Raw genomic sequence first — 16,639 nt, 5'->3', positions numbered from 1 at the left:
CCGGGACGCCCGCCCGGCGCATGGGCTCGCACTGCCCGGGACGCCCGCCCGGCGCATGGGCTCGCACTGCCCGGGACGCCCGCCGGGCGCACGCGTCGGGTGCGCCGGAGTGTGATGCAACGGACGGAGGCAACCGATCGGATCATCTGTATGCTCGCCGCCATGCCACCGACACCCGACGCCACCGCGCCGGGCGCCGCCGTGCCCGACCGGGAGGTGCCCGACCGGGGGCGCGCGGACGCCTGCCCCGGGGCGCTGCGTCTGCACCCGGCCGACGACGGCGCCCTGGCCCGGATCCGCCTGCCCGGCGGCCTGCTGACGGTCCGTCAGGCGCTCGCGCTGGCCGAGGCCGCCGAGGCCCTGGGCGACGGGGAATTGGAGACCACCTCGCGCGGCAACGTCCAACTGCGCGGCCTGGCTTCGCAGTGCGCGGCGGACCTCGCCGAACGGCTGCGCGCCGTCGGCCTGCTGCCCTCGGACACCCACGAACGGGTCCGCAACATCGTCGCCTCGCCGCTGGCCGGGCTGGACGCCACCGGTTCCGCACCTTCCGCACCTTCTGCACCTTCTGCCGATGTAGCCGATGTCGCCGATGTCCAGGCCTGGGTGCGGGAACTGGACGCGCGGCTGTGCGCGAGCGACTGGGCGGCCGGGCTCTCCGGCAAGTTCCTGTTCGCGCTGGACGACGGGCGGGGCGACGTCGCCGCGCTCGACGCCGATGTGACATTGATCGCAGGCTCGCGGGCCGCCGCTTCGGAGCGGCCCACCGTGCTGCGCCTCGGGCGGTCGAGCCACGGGCACCCGGTCCGGGCCGGACAGGAGGTGACGGCCGTGCTGGACGCGGCCCGCTCCTTCCTGGACGCGCTGCGGACGAGCGGACGCCAGGCCTGGCACCTGCGCGAGGTGCCCGACCTGCTGCCGGCCGGCTCGGTGCCGCTGCCCGCCTTCGCCGGTACGGCGCCCGCCGTCGGCGCGCACCCCGGCGGGCTCTCGGTGGGCCTGCGCTTCGGCCGTGCGAGCGCCGCGCAGTGGCGGGCGCTGGCCGCGGCTGCCTCGGCTTCGGCGGACGCGTCGGCTTCGGTGTCCGCGTCGTCCGCGTCGTCCGCGTCGTCCGGTGGGTTGCGGCTGACGCCCTGGCGTGGCGTGGTCCTGCCCGGCGCGCCCGCCGACCTGCTGCCCGCGCTCGCCGAGGCCGGGTTCCGTACCGAGCCGGGCTCGCCCTGGGAGCGGGCCACCGCCTGCACCGGGCTGCCGGGGTGCGCCAAGTCGCTCGCCGACGTCCGCTCGGACGCGGCCCGGGCGCTGGACGCCGGCCCCTGGCCCGCGGGCGGCGGCGCGGGGTCCGGCGCGCTGCCCGTGCACTGGTCGGGCTGTGAACGGCGCTGCGGCCACCCGGCCGGGCGGTGGGTGGACGTGCTCGCCACCGGGCACGGCTACCGGGTGACGGTGAAAGGACCGGCGGCCGCCCCCACGGTCGGCCCCACGGTCGGTGACGTGGCGAACGCCGTGACGAACGGCGTGACGAATGCCGTGACGAATGCCGTGACGAACGGCGTGACGAATGCCGTGACGAACGACCTGACGAACGACGTGTCGAACGAGGAGATGGCCGAGGCGGTCGCCGAGGCCAGGAGGACCACGAAGTGATCGAGTACGAGAAGGACGGCGCGTCCATCTACCGCCAGTCCTTTGCCACCATCCGCGCGGAGGCCGATCTGACCGCCCTCCCGGCGGACGTCTCCCAGGTCGCGGTGCGGATGATCCACGCCTGCGGGATGGTCGACCTGGTCGAGGACCTGGTGTACTCGCCCGGCGTGGTCGCCTCCGCGCGCGCCGCGCTGCACGCTGGTGCGCCGATCCTCTGCGACGTCAACATGGTCGCGAGCGGGGTGACCCGCAAGCGGCTGCCCGCCGACAACGAGGTGATCTGCACTCTCACCGACCCGTCGGTGCCCGAACTCGCCCGGAAGATGGGCAACACCCGCAGCGCCGCGGCCATGGAGCTGTGGCTGCCCCGGATGGAGGGCGCTGTGGTCGCCGTCGGCAACGCGCCGACCTCGCTGTTCCGGCTGCTGGAGATGATCGAGGCGGGCGCGCCGCGCCCGGCCGCGGTGATCGGCGTCCCGGTCGGCTTCATCGGCGCCGCCGAGTCCAAGCAGGCCCTGGCCGAGCACCCGTCCGGCCTGGAGCACCTGGTGGTGCGTGGCCGGCGCGGCGGCAGCGCGATCGCGGCCGGTGCCATCAACGCGATTGCGAGCGAAGAAGAGTGACGGATCATCAGAAGGCCGCGGCCGGACGGCTGTACGGCGTCGGACTCGGCCCCGGCGACCCGTCGCTGGTGACCGTCCGCGCCGCCGAACTCATCGGCAAGGCCGACGTGGTGGCGTACCACAGCGCCCGGCACGGCCGGTCCATCGCACGCTCGATCGCCGAACGATACCTGACGGGCGGTCAGATCGAGGAGAAGCTGGTCTACCCGCTCACCGTCGAGACCACCGATCACCCCGGCGGCTACCGGGGCGCGCTGGACGACTTCTACGAGGAGGCCGCCGCCCGGCTGGCCGCCCACCTGGACGCCGGGCGCGACGTCGTCGTCCTCGCCGAGGGCGACCCGCTCTTCTACGGCTCGTACCAGCACATGCACAAGCGCCTCGCGCACCGCTACCCGACCGAGGTCGTGCCCGGCGTGACCTCGGTCAGCGCGGCGGCGGCCCGGCTCGGACGGCCGCTGACCGAAGCCGACGAGACGCTCACCGTCATCCCCGGCACGCTGCCCGAGGAGGAGCTGACGGCGCGGATCGCGTCGGCCGACTCCGCCGTGATCATGAAGCTGGGGCGCACCTTCCCGACCGTCCGCCGGGCCCTGGAACGGGCCGGGAGGCTGGCGGACGCCCAGTACGTCGAGCGGGCCTTCATGGCGGGGGAGCGCATCGCGCCGCTCGCGGAGATCGACGGCGAGACGGTGCCGTACTTCTCGGTCGCGGTGCTGCCGAGCAAGGTCGCGCCGCTGGAGCCCGAGGTCCGGCTGTCGGACGGCGTGGGCAGCGTGACCGTCGTCGGCACCGGGCCGGCCGGACCGCTCTGGCTCACCCCCGAGGCGCGCGGCGCGCTGGCCGAGGCCACCGACCTGGTCGGCTACACCACCTACCTGGCCCGGGTGCCGGAGCGCCCCGGGCAGCGGCGGCACGGCTCGGACAACAAGGTGGAGTCGGAGCGCGCCGAGTACGCCCTGGACCTCGCCCGGCGCGGGCACCGGGTCGCGGTGGTCTCCTCGGGCGATCCGGGCGTGTTCGCGATGGCCACCGCCGTGCTGGAGGTCGCCTGCGAGGAGGACTACCGGGACGTCCCGGTGCGGATCCTGCCGGGGATGACCGCCGCCCACGCGGCCGCCTCCCGGGCCGGTGCCCCGCTCGGGCACGACTACGCGGTGGTGTCGCTCTCGGACCGGCTCAAGCCCTGGGACGTGGTGGCCAAGCGGCTGCGCGCCGCCGCCGAGGCGGACCTGGTGCTCGCGCTGTACAACCCGGGCTCGCAGTCCCGCACCACCCAGGTCGGCCTCGCCCGTGACCTGCTGCTGGAGTACCGGGCGCCGGAGACCCCGGTGGTCATGGCGCGCGACGTCGGCGGGCCGACCGAGCGGGTGCGGATCGTCCGGCTCGGCGAGCTGGATCCGGCGCTGGTCGACATGCGGACGATCCTGCTGATCGGCTCCTCGCAGACCCAGGCGGTCGAGCGGGGCGGCGGCGTGGAGGTCGTCTGGACGCCCCGGCGATACCCGGAGGGGTGACGGCGGACGAATGACAGAGGACAGCTGACAGATTTCATCATCTGTCAGCTGTCCTCTGTTTGCTGTTACCTGTCAGCCGTCAGCCGTTGCCCGCCAGCCGTTGCCCGCCAGCCGTTGCCCGCCAGCCGTTGTCTGCCGGCCGTCAGCGGGTCGGCTTGGCTATCAGCAGCTCCGTGTTGTGGTCCTCGCCCGCGCCCAGCAGCGCCGTCGGCCGCCCGTTCGGGTCGTTGTACGACAGCTCGCGGTAGAGCGCCGCGAGGTTGGCGTCCGAGGTGCCGCCGAAGTCCGTCGTGTACGGCGCGGAGGACTCGATCAGCGTGGTGAACAGCGAGAGCGTGCCGTCCCCGTTGTCCACGACCTCGATGATCCGGCCGTGCTGCGGGTAGTCGATGTGCGAGGCGGTGTTGATCTCCCAGAACGCCCGCTCCGGCACCGCGTGGCCGTGCGGCGTGATCTTGTTCATGTGAGTGTGCCCGTTCACCCACGCGACGACGTTCGGGTAGCGCTGCAGCAGCGTCACCAGCTCGTTGCCGTCGTGCCGCCGCTCGAAGATGTTGCGCGGGTCCGGCAGCAGGTTGCCCATCGAGGTACTGGTGTGGTGGCTGAAGAGCATGATCACGTCGTCCGTGCTGCCGCCCGTCACCCGGCGCCCGTCGGCGTCGTACCAGTGCCCGCTGTGCGCCTGCAGCTGCTGCTCCAGCCAGCGCAGTTGCGCGGTGCCCAGCGAACCGTCGGCGAACCCGGCCTGGTTGGTGGTGTCCAGGCTGATGCCGACCACCTTCTCCGAGATGCGGAAGGTGTAGTAGAGCTTGCCGCTGCTCACCATGTCCGAGGTGAAGCCGTGCCCGAACGGGCCCGCGCCGGTGACCGCCGGGTTCAGGTGGGCCTTGGCGAACTCCTTGAGGGTGAACGGCTTGCGGCGCTCGTCCGGGGTGATCCGGCGCACCGCCTCGCCGTCGGCGATCAGCTTGGCGAGCAGCAGCACGGCGCCCGCCGGGTCGCGGCGCAGCGAGTCCGTCAGCTGGGCGGCCGTCGCGTCGTCGCAGCCCTCCAGCTTGTACTGGCCGGTGTAGAGGTCGTTGAGCAGCCCGAGGTCCGGCAGCGTGCCCTCGATGCTGTCGTCGTGGTTGCCGACCGTCGTGTACCAGGGCGTACGCAGGCCGGGCGCGTCGAAGGGGCGGCCGGCGGCGGAGAGGAAGCCGGGCACCAGCGGGAAGCCCTTGGCCTTGTAGCCGTCGCTGTAGGCGAGTTCGGGGTTCCAGTACGCCGCGTTGCCGGAGTTCTGGACGCCCTCGTAGCGGTTCGGGTCACCGGTGTTCTGGGCCAGTCGGCCACCGCCCATGACCTTGAGGTACCAGTCGAGTTCGGCGAGCTCGTGGTTGTCGGTGTTGTCACCGGTGGCCATCACCATGCTGAACGGCATGCCGGTGTAGGGGCCGGTGGCGAGCGAGTTGACCCGCTCGACGAGGGCCGAGACGCCGCGGGCGTTCAGGGCCTCCTGCGGCCGGTAGGCGCTGCCGTTGTACCGGGCCAGGTACTCGAAGCGCACCGGGGACTCGGTGTCCACCAGGTGCAGGTCGCTGAACTGGACGAAGCTGGCCAGCCCGGTGCGGCGGTCGTCCCGTCCGGTGCCCGCCGCCGCCAGGTCGCCGCGGACCACCAGCGGCCAGCCCGGCCCGGCCGTCAGCCGCTTGTAGCCGCCGGTGCCGACCGGCGTGGCCACCTGCTCCAGCGTGGTCCCGGTGACCTTGACCGCCCGCGCGGCCGTGGTCGCCAGCGCCTGGTCGCGCGTCGCGGCGGAGGCGAACTGTGCGCCGCCCAGCGACAAGGCGGACCACGCGGCGGCCACCGACGTACCCGTGAGGAACGTACGCCGACTCATCCCTGCCACAAAAAACCCCCACATACTGATGGCCCGGCCGGGCGGACTACCCGATCACCGGACCCACGTGTCATGACCCCGCTTCTGGCGGACCGCCAGATTACTCACTGGTAGGCCCAGGGAGCGAGACCCGTGCGGAGAACACTTCGGGAACGCGGGACAACGGCTCCCGCGCAGCTCGCACACCGGCTTCCCGGCGCCCCCGCCCCGGGGTGCCACGGGCCACCCCGGTCGGGCCCCGCCCGGGCGAATGGGGGAAAATCGGCGGCGGCGGCCGGACCGGCCGCCCGGGAAGCAGGACGGACGGCGCGGGCGCCGTCGGAAGCGAGGCGCAGGTGGCCGCAGCGGGAGCCGAAGGCGCAGCCCAGGCGGAAGCCGGGGCGGGAGGCCGGGCAGGTCAGCTGAAGAGCAGCGGCCTGCGGCACGGCTGGACGACGGGCGCCTGCGCCACCGCCGCCACCAAGGCCGCGTACACCGCGCTGCTCACCGGCGAGTTCCCCGACCCCGTGGTCATCACCCTGCCCAAGGGCCAGCGGCCCGCCTTCGCCCTCGCCGCCGAGGAACTGGACGGGGGGCCGACCGCCGAGGAGCTCGCCGCGGGTGGGAGTGCCATGGCCGGAGTGGTCAAGGACGCCGGCGACGACCCCGACGTCACCCACGGTGCACTGATCCGTTCGACCGTACGGGCCGGCCGGCCCGGTGCCGGGGTGGTGTTCCGGGCCGGCCCGGGGGTGGGGACGGTCACCAAGGCCGGCCTGCCGCTGCCCGTCGGCGAGCCGGCGATCAACCCGGTGCCCCGGCAGATGATCCGGGACGCCGTCGCCGAGGTGGCCGCCGAGCACGGCGGCAGCGGGGACGTGGTGGTCGAGATCTCCGTCGACCACGGCGAGGAGATCGCCCGCTCGACCTGGAACCCGCGGCTCGGCATCCTCGGCGGCCTGTCGATCCTCGGGACCACCGGGATCGTCGTCCCCTACTCCTGCTCGGCCTGGATCGACTCCATCCGCCGCGGCGTGGACGTGGCCCGGGCGGCGGGGCGCACGCACGTGGCCGGCTGCACCGGGTCGACCTCGGAGAAGGTCGCGGTCGCGGTGCACGGGCTGCCCGAGGACGCGCTGCTGGACATGGGCGACTTCGCCGGCGCCGTGCTCAAGTACCTGAAGCGCCACCCGGTGCCCCGGCTGACCATTGCGGGCGGCTTCGCCAAGCTGTCCAAGCTCGCGGCCGGCCACCTCGACCTGCACTCCGCGCGCTCCCAGGTGGACAAGGGGTACCTGGCCGAACTGGCCCGGCGGGGTGGGGCGGACGAGGCGCTGGCGAAGGCGGTGGCGGCGGCCAACACGGGTCTGGAGGCGGTGCAGCTGTGCCGCGCGGCCGGGGTTCCGCTCGGGGACCTGGTCGCGGAGGCGGCCCGGGCGACGGCGCTCGGCGTGCTGCGGGGCTCGCCGGTCGCGGTGGACGTCATCTGCATCGACCGCGCGGGCACCGTCGTCGGCCGGGCGGAGCCACTGGGGCCGTGATGCCGCCGGGCCGTCATGCCGCGGGCTGTGATGCCGCCGGGCCCGTGACATTGTCACGACTGTCACGGGAGCGTGACGACACCACGTGGTGATGTGAAGATCTGACGGCCATACAGGGAGGGAAACGGACAAAAGGAGCGCCGCACCGTCCATCGGTTCCATCGTCATCTCAGCCATGAGATATGGTCTGGCGAGTGACAGGCGACTATCTCACCCGAATCGGCACCCTCATCCGTACCGCGCGCCAGCACCGCGGCTGGTCCCAGGCGCAGCTCGGAGAGGCACTCGGTACCAGCCAGAGCGCGGTCAACCGCATCGAACAGGGCAAGCAGAACGTCAGCCTTGAGATGATCGCCCGCATCGGCGAAGCCCTCGACAGCGAGATCGTCTCCCTCGGCTACTCCGGCCCGATGCACCTGCGGGTCGCCGGCGGCACCCGCCTCTCCGGCGCCATCGACGTCCGCAGCAGCAAGAACGCCTGCGTCGCGATCCTCTGCGCCTCGCTGCTGACCACCGGCCGCACCACGATCCGCAGCGTCGCCCGGATCGAAGAGGTCTACCGCATCCTCGAGGTGCTCACCAGCATCGGCGTCAAGAGCCGCTGGATCAACGACGGCCGCGACCTCGAACTCACCCCGCCCGCCGAGCTGGACCTCGCCGCGATGGACGTCGAGGCCGCCCGCCGCACCCGCAGCGTGCTGATGTTCCTTGGCCCGCTGATGCACCGCGCCCAGCACTTCGCCATCCCGTACGCGGGCGGCTGCGACCTCGGCACCCGCACCGTCCAGCCGCACCTGACCGCGCTGCGCCGCTTCGGCCTGGAGGTCGCCACCACCGGCGGCGCCTACCACGCCTCGGTCGAGCCGGGCGCCCCGCTGGACCGCCCGATCGTCCTGACCGAGCGCGGGGACACCGTCACCGAGAACGCCCTGCTCGCCGCCGCGCGGCACGACGGCGTGAGCGTCATCCGCAACGCCTCGCCCAACTACATGGTCCAGGACCTCTGCTTCTTCCTCGAGAAGCTGGGCGTCAGGATCGAGGGCATCGGCACCACCACCCTCACCGTGCACGGCGTCCCGCAGATCACCTGCGACGTCGACTACACCCCGGCCGAGGACCCGGTGGAGGCGATGAGCCTGCTCGCCGCCGCCGTCGTCACCTCCTCCGAGCTGACGATCCGCCGGGTGCCGATCGAGTTCCTGGAGATCGAGCTCGCCGTGCTCGAGGGCATGGGCCTCGACTACGACCGCACCCCGGAGTACCGGGCCCACAACGGCCACACCCGCCTGGTCGACCTCACGGTGCGCCCCTCCAAGCTGACCGCCCCGATCGACACCATCCACCCGATGCCGTTCCCCGGCATCAACATCGACAACGTGCCGTTCTTCGCCGCCATCGCCGCGGCCGCCCACGGCACCACGATGATCCACGACTGGGTCTACGACAACCGCGCGATCTACCTCACCGAGCTGACCCGCCTCGGCGCGGACGTCAAGCTCCTGGACCCGCACCGCGTGCTGGTCCAGGGCCCCACCCGCTGGCGCGCCGCCGAGATGATGTGCCCCCCGGCGCTGCGCCCCGCCGTCGTCATCCTCCTCGCGATGCTCGCCGCCCAGGGCACCTCGGTCCTGCGCAACGTCTACGTCATCAACCGCGGTTACGAGGACCTCGCCGAGCGCCTCAACTCGATCGGCGCCCAGATCGAGACCTTCCGCGACATCTGAGATATTCGAAATATCTGATAGACCGTCATCCTGCTGACAGGCCCCACCCGTTGAGTCCGGTCAGCAGGATGGCCACGTCCAACCCGGTGTTCAGGTACTCCACGAACACCGGGTTGTTCGGCGCCCAGGGCGACCGCCGTTCTCGAACCAGCCGGATCGCGTTCCTTCTGGCGGGTCCGCATCCCTGCTCCCTCTGGCGCCGCCAGGCTCCGGTGCCAGCCGCCGGTGCTACTCGCGGGTGCTACTCGCCGGTGGTGCCGTCGAGGTGTTCGCGGAGGAGGTCGGCGTGGCCGTTGTGGCGGGCGTACTCCTCGATCATGTGGGTGAGGATCCAGCGCAGCGAGAAGACTTCCTCGCCGTGGCGGCCCAGGACGTCCAACGACTCCGCGGCGGCGACGAGTTCCCGGGAGTGGTCGCACTCGCGGCGCCAGATCGCGAAGGCCTCGTCCGGGTCGGCGGTTTCGGTGTCGAACTCGGCGAACGTGCCGTCGGGGTTCTTCCAGAAACCGGGCCTGGCTTCGTCGTTGAAGACGTTGCGGAACCAGCTGCGCTCCACCTCGGCGAGGTGCCGGACCAGGCCGAGCAGCGAGAGCCCGGAGGGTTCCAGCACCCGGGCACGGAGCTGCTCGGTCGTCAGGCCCGCGCACTTCATCGCGAGGGTGTCGCGCTGGTGGTCCAGGAAGCCTGTCAGGGTGGTGCGTTCGTCGGAGGTACGCGGGGTCGGGGTGCGCTGGTCGTCGCTCATCAGGCCATCCTGCCGGGGCGGTCGGCGGGACCGCCCGGCAATTTCACGGACCGGACTCAGCCCGGCGGCTCCAGGCCCAGCTGTTCCAGCCGGCGCACCGCGCCCTCGACGTCCGGCACGACCGGCACGCCGTCCGGCACCGGCGGACGCTCCACGATGATGACGGGCAGGCGCAGTTCGCGGGCGGCGGTCAGCTTGGGGGCGGTCGCGGCGCCGCCGCTGTCCTTGGTGACCAGGACGTCGATGCGGTGCTCGCGCAGTAGCGCCCGTTCGCCGTCGAGCGTGAACGGGCCGCGGTCCAGCAGGACTTCGAAGGACGGCGGCAGCGGTGGCTCGGGCGGGTCGACCGAGCGGGCGAGGAAGTGGACCCCGTCGAGGTGGGCGAAGGCGGCGAGGCCCTGGCGTCCGGTGGTGAGGAAGACCCGCTCCCCGTGCCGCGGCAGCAGTTCGGCCGCCGCGTCGAGCGAGGGGACGGGGAGCCAACGGTCCCCGTCGACGGGGGTGAAGCCGGGGCGGCGCAGCACCAGCAGCGGCACGCCGGTGGCGGAGGCCGCGAGGGCCGCGTTCCGCGAGATGCCGGCGGCGAACGGATGGGTGGCGTCGACGACGGCATCCACCCGCTCGGCGCGCAGCCAGGCGGCCAGGCCGTCCGGGCCGCCGAAGCCGCCGATCCGCACCTCCCCGGCGGGCAGCCGGGGTTGGGCGACCCGACCGGCCAGCGAGCTGGTGACCCGCAGGGACGGGCGGCCGTCGAGGGCGGCGGCCAGCGTCCGCCCCTCCGTCGTCCCGCCGAGGATGAGCAGGTGGCGCATCAGGACCCGCAGGGCTCGTGCGGGCGTTCACGGTCCGCCGAGTAGAGGTGGCTGTCGCGGAAGTGCTCGGCGGCCAGCGTCCGGCCGACGAGGATGACGGCGGTGCGGACCACGCCCGCCGCCTTGACCTGCTCGGCGATGTCGCCGACGGTGCCGCGCAGCACCAGCTCGTCCGGACGGCTGGCCATCGCGACGACGGCGGCCGGGCAGTCGGCGCCGTAGTGGGGGAGCAGTTGCTCGACCACGTCGTCCACGTATCCGGCGGCCAGGTGCAGCACCAGCAGGGCGCCGCTGCGGCCGAGGGTGGCGAGGTCCTCACCCTCGGGCATCGGGGTGGCGCGCTTGGCGATCCGGGTGAGGATGACGGTCTGGCCGACGGTCGGCACGGTCAACTCCCGCTTCAGCGCGGCCGCGGCGGCGGCGAACGCGGGCACGCCGGGGACCACCTCGTACGGGATGCCCACCGCGTCCAGGCGGCGCATCTGCTCGGCGACGGCGGAGAAGACGGACGGGTCACCGGAGTGCAGCCGGGCCACGTCCTTGCCTTCGCGGTGGGCGCGGGACATCTCGTCGATGATCAGGTCCAGCGTCATGTGGGCGGTGTCGACGAGCCGGGCGCCGGGCGGGCACTCGTCCAGCAGCTCGCGCGGCACCAGGCTGCCGGCGAACAGGCAGACCTCGGTGCGGGCCAGGATGCGCTGGCCGCGCAGGGTGATCAGGTCGGCGGCACCCGGGCCGGCTCCGATGAAGTAGACGGTCACGAGGCGTCCTCCTGGGGGGTGTCGGTCTTGACGGCGGACCACTGGGTGACCGGCATGGCCTGGCGCCACCCGGTGAAGCCGCCCACCGGGACGGCGTGGGCGACGGCCAGCTTGACGAGTTCGCCGCCGTGGCGTCGGTACCACTCGGTGAGCAGCGCCTCGGACTCCAGGGTCACGGTATTGGCGACCAGCCGGCCGCCCGGGCGCAGTGCGGCCCAGCAACTGTCCAGCAGGCCGGGCACGGTGAGGCCGCCGCCGATGAACACGGCGTCGGGCGTGGGGAGTCCGGTGAGCGCGGCGGGGGCGGGGCCGGTCACCACGCGCAGCCGGGGCACGCCCAGCGCGGCGGCGTTGCGGGCGATCCGCTCGGCGCGCACCGGGTCCCGCTCGACGCTGACGGCCCGGCAGTCGCGGTGGGCGCGCAGCCACTCGACGGCGATCGAGCCCGAGCCGCCGCCGACGTCCCAGAGCAGCTCGCCGGGGGAGGGGGCGAGCGTGGCGAGGGTCGCGGCGCGGACGTGGCGCTTGGTGAGCTGGCCGTCGCTCTCGAACGCGGCGTCGGGCAGCCCGGGGACGAGGGAGCTGCGGGGGCCGTCGCCGAGTTCGACGGCGATCAGGTTCAGCGGGTCGCCGGGCAGGTGCGGCCAGCCGTCGGCGGGGCCGTCGAGCTGCCGCGCGCGCGGGTGGCCGAGCTTCTCGAGGACACGAAGCCGGGCGGTGCCGTAGCCGCGCTCGGTGAGCAGCGCGGCGACGGCGGCCGGGGTCGCGGCGTCGGCGCTGAGCACCAGCAGGCGGCGGCCGGGGTGAAGGGCGAGCGCGAGGGTGTCCAGTGGGCGGCCGACCAGACTGACCACCTCGGTCGCCTCCAGCGGCCAGCCGAGCCGGGCGCAGGCGTAGGAGACGGCGGAGGGGTGCGGCAGGACGCGCAGCCGCTCGACGCCGACGGTCTCGGCGAGGGTGCGGCCGATGCCGAAGAACATGGGGTCGCCGCTGGCCAGGACGGCGACGCGGCGGTCGGCGTGGGCGGCGAGCAGGCCGGGGACGGCCGGGCGCAACGGGGACGGCCAGGGGACGCGCTCGGCGGTGACCTCGTCGTCGGGGAGCAGGTCCAGCTGGCGGGGGCCGCCGACGACCACCTCGGCGTCCCGCAGGGCGGCCCGGGAGGTGGCGGCGAGGCCGGGCCAGCCGTCGGCCCCGATCCCGACGACGGTGATCGGGGGTGGCAGCTCGGGCACCGGTGGCTCCTCGTCCGTTCGATCCTGGGGATCCAGCGATCATGCTGGCCGGGGCAGCCTACCTGGCGGTATCCGGGAGGTCCGGGCCGGATCTCACAGGGGACAGATGACAGATGACAGATTTCAAACTCTGTTCGCTGAACTCTGTCCGCTGTCAGTTATTCGCCGCCCCCGTCAGCCGTCAGCCGTCAGCCGTCAGCCGTCAGCCGTCAGCCGCCCCCGTCAGCCGTCAGCCGTCAGCCGCCCCCGTCAGCCGTCACCTGTCCGCCCAGTCCCCCGACTCGATCAGCGCCGGCCGCTCGCGCAGTCGCGCCTCGGCGGCCGGCCCGGCAAGGTAGACCCACGCGTCCCGCGGCTCACCCGCCGCCGTCCGCACCGCCATCCGCCGCCGCACGTACAGCCCGGTCCCGTCCGCGCGGCACTCCTCCAGCAGGTCCAGGGCCGCGAGTGCTCCGGCGTACGCGCCCGGGCGTACGGTGACCAGCTCACCCGTGATCCGGCGTCCGGGCGTCGCGTCGAGCACCGCGTACGGGAAGCCGGGGCCCGCGTGCAGCGCGGCGCCGTCCAGTACCGCCGGGCGGACGTCGGCACAGCGTCCGGCCAGGTGCGCAGCGTGGTTGCGGCCGCCGCTGCGCAGGGTGCCGTAGACGAAGAAGGGCAGGTCCTCCTCGGACTCGGACACGGGTTCGACCTCCTGGCTGGGGAGCGCCCACGGTACGTCCTCCGGTCCGATTCGTGATACCGACTGGCGCACCAGGTCGTCGATGCGCTGTCATATCGGATGTTCGGCCAGCACCGTCCAAGGGGGACACACATGACATCGCCCGCTTCATCCCAACCAGCCACCGCCCCCGGTCCCGCCCCCGCCACGCCTTCCACCAGCCTGTCCACCACAACACCCTCCACCACCCCCTCCACCAGCCCGTCCCCGCTCGGCGACGCCCGCCCCGCCGCCCGCCTCGGCGGCGCGGTCTGGCTGGCCCTCGCCGTCGTCTACGTCGTCTGGGGCTCGACCTACCTGGCGATCCGGATCGCTGTGGAGACGATGCCCTCGTTCCTCTCCGCCGCCGCCCGTTTCCTCACCGCGGGCCTCCTGCTGGCCGGCTACCTGCTGGTGCGCCAGGGCCCGGCCGGGCTGAAGGTGAGCGGACGCCAGCTGGCCTCCGCCGCCCTGGTCGGCGTGCTGCTGCTGACCGGTGGCAACGGACTGGTGGTCCTGGGCGAGACCTCCGTGCCCTCCGGCCTGGCCGCTCTGCTGGTGGCGGCCGTCCCGCTGTGGATGGTGGTGCTGACGGCCTTCGGCGGTGAGCGTCCGAAGCCCGCCGAGCTCGCCGGTGTGCTGCTCGGGCTGGTCGGCCTCGGTGTGCTGTCGGCCCCGGCGATCGGTGGGTCCATCAAGCCGCTCGGCGTGATCCTGATCATCTGCGCCACGCTGCTCTGGTCGGCCGGCTCCTTCGCGAGCAAGAAGATCCCGCTGCCGGGCAACGTGCTCGCCGCGAGCGCGTACCAGATGCTGGCCGGCGGCCTCTGCGATCTGCTGATCGGACTGGTCCGCGGTGAGCAGCACGGGCTGGACCTGGCGACCGTCTCCGGCCGGTCCTGGCTGGCCCTCGCCTACCTGGTGGTGTTCGGCTCGCTGGTCGCCTTCACCGCGTACGCCTGGCTGCTGCGCTCCGCCCCGCTGACGCTGGTCGGCACGTACGCGTACGTGAACCCGGTGGTCGCGGTGCTGCTGGGCTGGCTGATCCTGGCCGAGCCGCTGACCGGCCCCACCCTGGCGGGCGGGGCGATCGTGGTCGCGGGCGTCTGCCTGGTGGTGAGCGTCAGCCGGCGGCCGCGGCGTTCTGCGCGCCCGGGGCGTCCTGCGCGTCCTGCGCGTTCGCGTCCGTCGAAGGTGTCGTCCGGGCGTAGGTGAGGATGACGTTCCCACGCTCGAAGACCCGGCTGTCGGTGAGCGTGAAGGTGCGCGGTTCGAAGCCCGTGCGGAACAGCGGGATGCCCGACCCGGCCACCACCGGGTACTGCTTGATGATCAGTTCGTCGATCTCGGGCAGCAGCCGGCCGGCCAGGTCGGCGCCCCCGCAGAGCCAGATGCCGAGCCCGTCCTCCTGCTTGAGCCGGCGGACGACGCTCAGCGGGTCCTCGGCGGTGACCTCCACCGCGGGGTCCGGGCTCGACTCCAGGGTGCGGGAGAAGACGATCTGCCGCAGGTGGGCGTACGGGCTGGTGAGGCCGACGGCCAGCCCGACGTCGTAGCTGCCGCGCCCCTGGAGCACGGTGTCGAAGCGCTTGTTGGGTGCCTCCGCGATGCCGACCGCCGTGCGGCCGGGGGTGGGGATGGTCTCCGGGTACTCGGTGAAGAGCGTCGGGGCGAAGTCCTCGGTGAGGTGCGGCATGAAGAAGTCGAAGTCACCGTTCGGGGCTGCGATGAAGCCGTCGATGGTGGTGCCGACGAAGTAGCTGAGCTTGCGCATTCAGGTCCTCGGGATCGATGAACGGGATCGGGACGCGGCGCGGGCCGTCCAGGCCTGCTCCATGAACCACGACAATTATAGTACTCCGGTCGTAGTGGTTGCCAGGGGTCTCCTGAAATCAAGGGGTTCCTGAAACAAGGAATCTCCTGAAACCGGCTCCTCGAGCCCATGTCGCCCCGATCCGGTACCGCCCCGAGTCCCGGAAGTCCGCAGGAGGCAGAATCGGCCCATGGTCCAGAACCCCGCCCGCCGCACCGCCCTCGCCGACGCCGCCATCGAGGTCCTCGCCCACGAGGGCGCCCGCGGCCTCACCTTCCGCGCGGTCGACGTCCAGGCCGGCGTCCCCAAGGGCACGGCCTCCAACTACTTCGCCAGCCGGGACCACCTGCTCCACCAGACCGCCCGGCACATCCACCACCGGATCATCCCGGACCCGGCGATCATCGACGAGCTGATGCGCGCCCCCCGCGACCGCGCCCTGGTCACGGCCCTGATGCACGAGCTGATCCGCCGCGTCAGCGCCGACCGGGCCGGCTACCTCGCGATGCTCGAGCTGCGTCTGGAGGCCACCCGCCGCCCGGACCTGCGGGCCCAGCTCACCCGCACCATCCGGGACGACCTGGAGGCCAACATCGCCTACCACCTGGGCGAGGGCCTCCCCGGCGACCGGGAGGCCGTCATCGTGCTCTACCTCGCCATGACCGGCCTGATCATCGAACACCTCACCCTGCCCGAGGTGTTGGGCGTCGACGGCCTCGCGGCGCTGGTCGACACCATCGTCGAGCGGATCGTCCCGGCCGCCTGACCGGGACGATCCTTCGCTCCGTCCCGTCCGTAAGTCCGGCTCAGAAGCCGTGCGGGGGCTTGCCTGTCCACCAGTTGCCGGGTGCGTCCGGGTCGCGGCTGGTCCAGTACTCGATGATCGCGTTGGTGAACTCGGCCGCGGACAGCACGCCGTCGCCGTCGGTGTCGAGGTGGCGGAAGGCTTCGTCGGCGTCGTCGCGGCCGAGGCCGGCGAAGTGGCCGCGCTGGAAGACGAAGAACTCGCCCGCGTCCACGGTTCCGCTGTGGTCGGCGTCGGCGACGGCGAGGAAGGCCTCGGCGAGCGCGCCGAGGATGTCCCGGGCGGCCTCGGGGTCGTCGGCGAGCGAGCCGGTCGAGGCGGTGAACTGCTCGCGGGTGATCGCCTCGGTGCCGGCGGGCAGTCGCGCGAGGTGGAGGTCGTGCCAGATCGTCAGGTAGGCGCGGACGATGACGGCTTCCGCCTCCGAGCCCTCCTGGTGGCCGAGCGAGCGGGCCACCGAGTGGCCCATCAGGACGTGGTCCCGTTCGGTGAGCAGGCCGTCGCCGTCGGCGTCGAGGTGATCGAAACCGTGGTGAATCTTCGCGTTGAGCAGGTCGTCCGACAATGTGCCCCCTCGGGCTGGCGATTCCTACGTCTGCTATGTCACATCGCCTGCACGCTAACGCCTTGAGCCGGAATCGCGCAGCAGAACGAAGGGCGAATGCCTGCGCGAGCGCGGTCGGTGGGATCAGGGGTGGTGGGAGCGGGTCATCTGGCACCGGTGAAGGCTGGCGACGACCTGGCGGGGGTCGCCGGGCGCGGCGAAGTCGGTGGGCGTGCTGCGTGGACCGTTCCGCCGCACGTTACTGAGCGCCGTCGGCCGTATCCGGAAAGCCCGCCGCCGGTTCGCACATG

Annotated in this window: 15 protein-coding genes; 7 read left to right on the top strand and 8 right to left on the bottom strand. The window is 73.0% G+C overall.

The window, feature by feature from the left end; all coding sequences use genetic code 11:
- Positions 1-162: 162 nt before the first annotated feature.
- From ACZ51D_RS31645 to ACZ51D_RS31635, 3 genes are read left to right on the top strand one after another with little or no spacing between them, the layout of a single operon-like run.
- A complete protein-coding gene (locus ACZ51D_RS31645) occupies positions 163-1,647 on the top strand; it encodes a hypothetical protein (protein WP_465664199.1) in 1,485 nt (494 codons plus the stop codon).
- On the top strand, positions 1,644-2,270 hold the full coding sequence (locus ACZ51D_RS31640; RefSeq protein WP_465664198.1) for a precorrin-8X methylmutase: 627 nt from the start codon (positions 1,644-1,646) through the stop codon (positions 2,268-2,270). The genes ACZ51D_RS31645 and ACZ51D_RS31640 overlap by 4 nt, the downstream gene beginning before the upstream one ends.
- On the top strand, positions 2,267-3,787 hold the full coding sequence (locus tag ACZ51D_RS31635; RefSeq protein ID WP_465664197.1) for a precorrin-2 C(20)-methyltransferase: 1,521 nt from the start codon (positions 2,267-2,269) through the stop codon (positions 3,785-3,787). Before ACZ51D_RS31640 ends, ACZ51D_RS31635 begins: the two co-directional genes overlap by 4 nt.
- Positions 3,788-3,929: 142 nt before the next feature.
- On the opposite strand, the gene ACZ51D_RS31630 is transcribed toward ACZ51D_RS31635, so the two are convergent.
- Positions 3,930-5,669: a TIGR03767 family metallophosphoesterase gene (locus ACZ51D_RS31630; RefSeq protein WP_360489821.1), complete on the bottom strand. Its 1,740-nt coding sequence runs from the start codon at positions 5,667-5,669 to the stop codon at positions 3,930-3,932.
- 335 nt (positions 5,670-6,004) lie between these two features.
- On the opposite strand from ACZ51D_RS31630, the gene ACZ51D_RS31625 reads away from it, so the two are divergent.
- The gene (locus ACZ51D_RS31625; protein ID WP_465619897.1) at positions 6,005-7,189 is read left to right on the top strand and encodes a cobalt-precorrin-5B (C(1))-methyltransferase; all 1,185 of its coding nucleotides are present in this window, start codon (positions 6,005-6,007) and stop codon (positions 7,187-7,189) included.
- A gap of 194 nt (positions 7,190-7,383) precedes the next feature.
- Positions 7,384-8,913, top strand: a complete 1,530-nt coding sequence (locus ACZ51D_RS31620) for a UDP-N-acetylglucosamine 1-carboxyvinyltransferase (RefSeq protein WP_360489817.1) — start codon at positions 7,384-7,386, stop codon at positions 8,911-8,913.
- Positions 8,914-9,154: 241 nt separating this feature from the next.
- Here ACZ51D_RS31620 and ACZ51D_RS31615 read toward each other — a convergent pair whose 3' ends face one another.
- From ACZ51D_RS31615 to ACZ51D_RS31595, 5 genes are all read right to left on the bottom strand, one after another.
- Complete coding sequence (locus ACZ51D_RS31615; RefSeq protein WP_465619901.1) at positions 9,155-9,658, bottom strand: DinB family protein; 504 nt, start codon at positions 9,656-9,658, stop codon at positions 9,155-9,157.
- Between the two features lie 56 nt (positions 9,659-9,714).
- Positions 9,715-10,470, bottom strand: coding sequence for a cobalt-precorrin-6A reductase (locus ACZ51D_RS31610; protein WP_465619902.1), 756 nt, complete (start codon positions 10,468-10,470; stop codon positions 9,715-9,717).
- Positions 10,470-11,231 carry a precorrin-4 C(11)-methyltransferase gene (gene cobM, locus ACZ51D_RS31605; protein WP_465619904.1) on the bottom strand — a complete coding sequence of 254 codons (762 nt, stop codon included), beginning with the start codon at positions 11,229-11,231 and terminating at the stop codon, positions 10,470-10,472. The genes ACZ51D_RS31610 and cobM overlap by 1 nt, the downstream gene beginning before the upstream one ends.
- The gene (gene cbiE / locus ACZ51D_RS31600; RefSeq protein ID WP_465619906.1) at positions 11,228-12,466 is read right to left on the bottom strand and encodes a precorrin-6y C5,15-methyltransferase (decarboxylating) subunit CbiE; all 1,239 of its coding nucleotides are present in this window, start codon (positions 12,464-12,466) and stop codon (positions 11,228-11,230) included. The genes cobM and cbiE overlap by 4 nt, the downstream gene beginning before the upstream one ends.
- 256 nt (positions 12,467-12,722) lie before the next feature.
- The gene (locus ACZ51D_RS31595) at positions 12,723-13,148 is read right to left on the bottom strand and encodes a gamma-glutamylcyclotransferase family protein (protein WP_465664196.1); all 426 of its coding nucleotides are present in this window, start codon (positions 13,146-13,148) and stop codon (positions 12,723-12,725) included.
- A 132-nt stretch (positions 13,149-13,280) separates the two neighbouring features.
- On the opposite strand from ACZ51D_RS31595, the gene ACZ51D_RS31590 reads away from it, so the two are divergent.
- Positions 13,281-14,381 (top strand): EamA family transporter, encoded by a 1,101-nt coding sequence (locus ACZ51D_RS31590; protein ID WP_465664195.1) that lies wholly within the window; start codon positions 13,281-13,283, stop codon positions 14,379-14,381.
- Here the strand turns inward: ACZ51D_RS31590 and ACZ51D_RS31585 are convergent.
- Positions 14,290-14,940, bottom strand: coding sequence for a dihydrofolate reductase family protein (locus ACZ51D_RS31585; RefSeq protein ID WP_465619911.1), 651 nt, complete (start codon positions 14,938-14,940; stop codon positions 14,290-14,292). The genes ACZ51D_RS31590 and ACZ51D_RS31585 overlap by 92 nt on opposite strands.
- Before the next feature lie 229 nt (positions 14,941-15,169).
- Between ACZ51D_RS31585 and ACZ51D_RS31580 the strand changes: the two genes are divergently transcribed.
- Complete coding sequence (locus ACZ51D_RS31580) at positions 15,170-15,745, top strand: TetR/AcrR family transcriptional regulator (protein ID WP_465619913.1); 576 nt, start codon at positions 15,170-15,172, stop codon at positions 15,743-15,745.
- Between the two features lie 40 nt (positions 15,746-15,785).
- Here ACZ51D_RS31580 and ACZ51D_RS31575 read toward each other — a convergent pair whose 3' ends face one another.
- On the bottom strand, positions 15,786-16,349 hold the full coding sequence (locus tag ACZ51D_RS31575; RefSeq protein WP_465619915.1) for an EF-hand domain-containing protein: 564 nt from the start codon (positions 16,347-16,349) through the stop codon (positions 15,786-15,788).
- Positions 16,350-16,639 lie beyond the last annotated feature (290 nt).

This window comes from Kitasatospora sp. NPDC033851 (assembly GCF_055576085.1).
Note: the sequence above shows the minus strand (reverse complement) of the source record. Positions and strands in the feature narration are given on the sequence as shown.

What these genes read in the sequence shown, in the direction of transcription:
- ACZ51D_RS31645 (WP_465664199.1), top strand. Translation starts at nt 163, where the DNA reads ATGCCACCGACACCCGACGCCACCGCGCCGGGCGCCGCCGTGCCCGAC.
- ACZ51D_RS31630 (WP_360489821.1), bottom strand. Translation starts at nt 5,669, where the DNA reads ATGAGTCGGCGTACGTTCCTCACGGGTACGTCGGTGGCCGCCGCGTGG.
- ACZ51D_RS31615 (WP_465619901.1), bottom strand. Translation starts at nt 9,658, where the DNA reads ATGAGCGACGACCAGCGCACCCCGACCCCGCGTACCTCCGACGAACGC.
- ACZ51D_RS31610 (WP_465619902.1), bottom strand. Translation starts at nt 10,470, where the DNA reads ATGCGCCACCTGCTCATCCTCGGCGGGACGACGGAGGGGCGGACGCTG.
- ACZ51D_RS31590 (WP_465664195.1), top strand. Translation starts at nt 13,281, where the DNA reads ATGACATCGCCCGCTTCATCCCAACCAGCCACCGCCCCCGGTCCCGCC.
- ACZ51D_RS31585 (WP_465619911.1), bottom strand. Translation starts at nt 14,940, where the DNA reads ATGCGCAAGCTCAGCTACTTCGTCGGCACCACCATCGACGGCTTCATC.
- ACZ51D_RS31580 (WP_465619913.1), top strand. Translation starts at nt 15,170, where the DNA reads ATGGTCCAGAACCCCGCCCGCCGCACCGCCCTCGCCGACGCCGCCATC.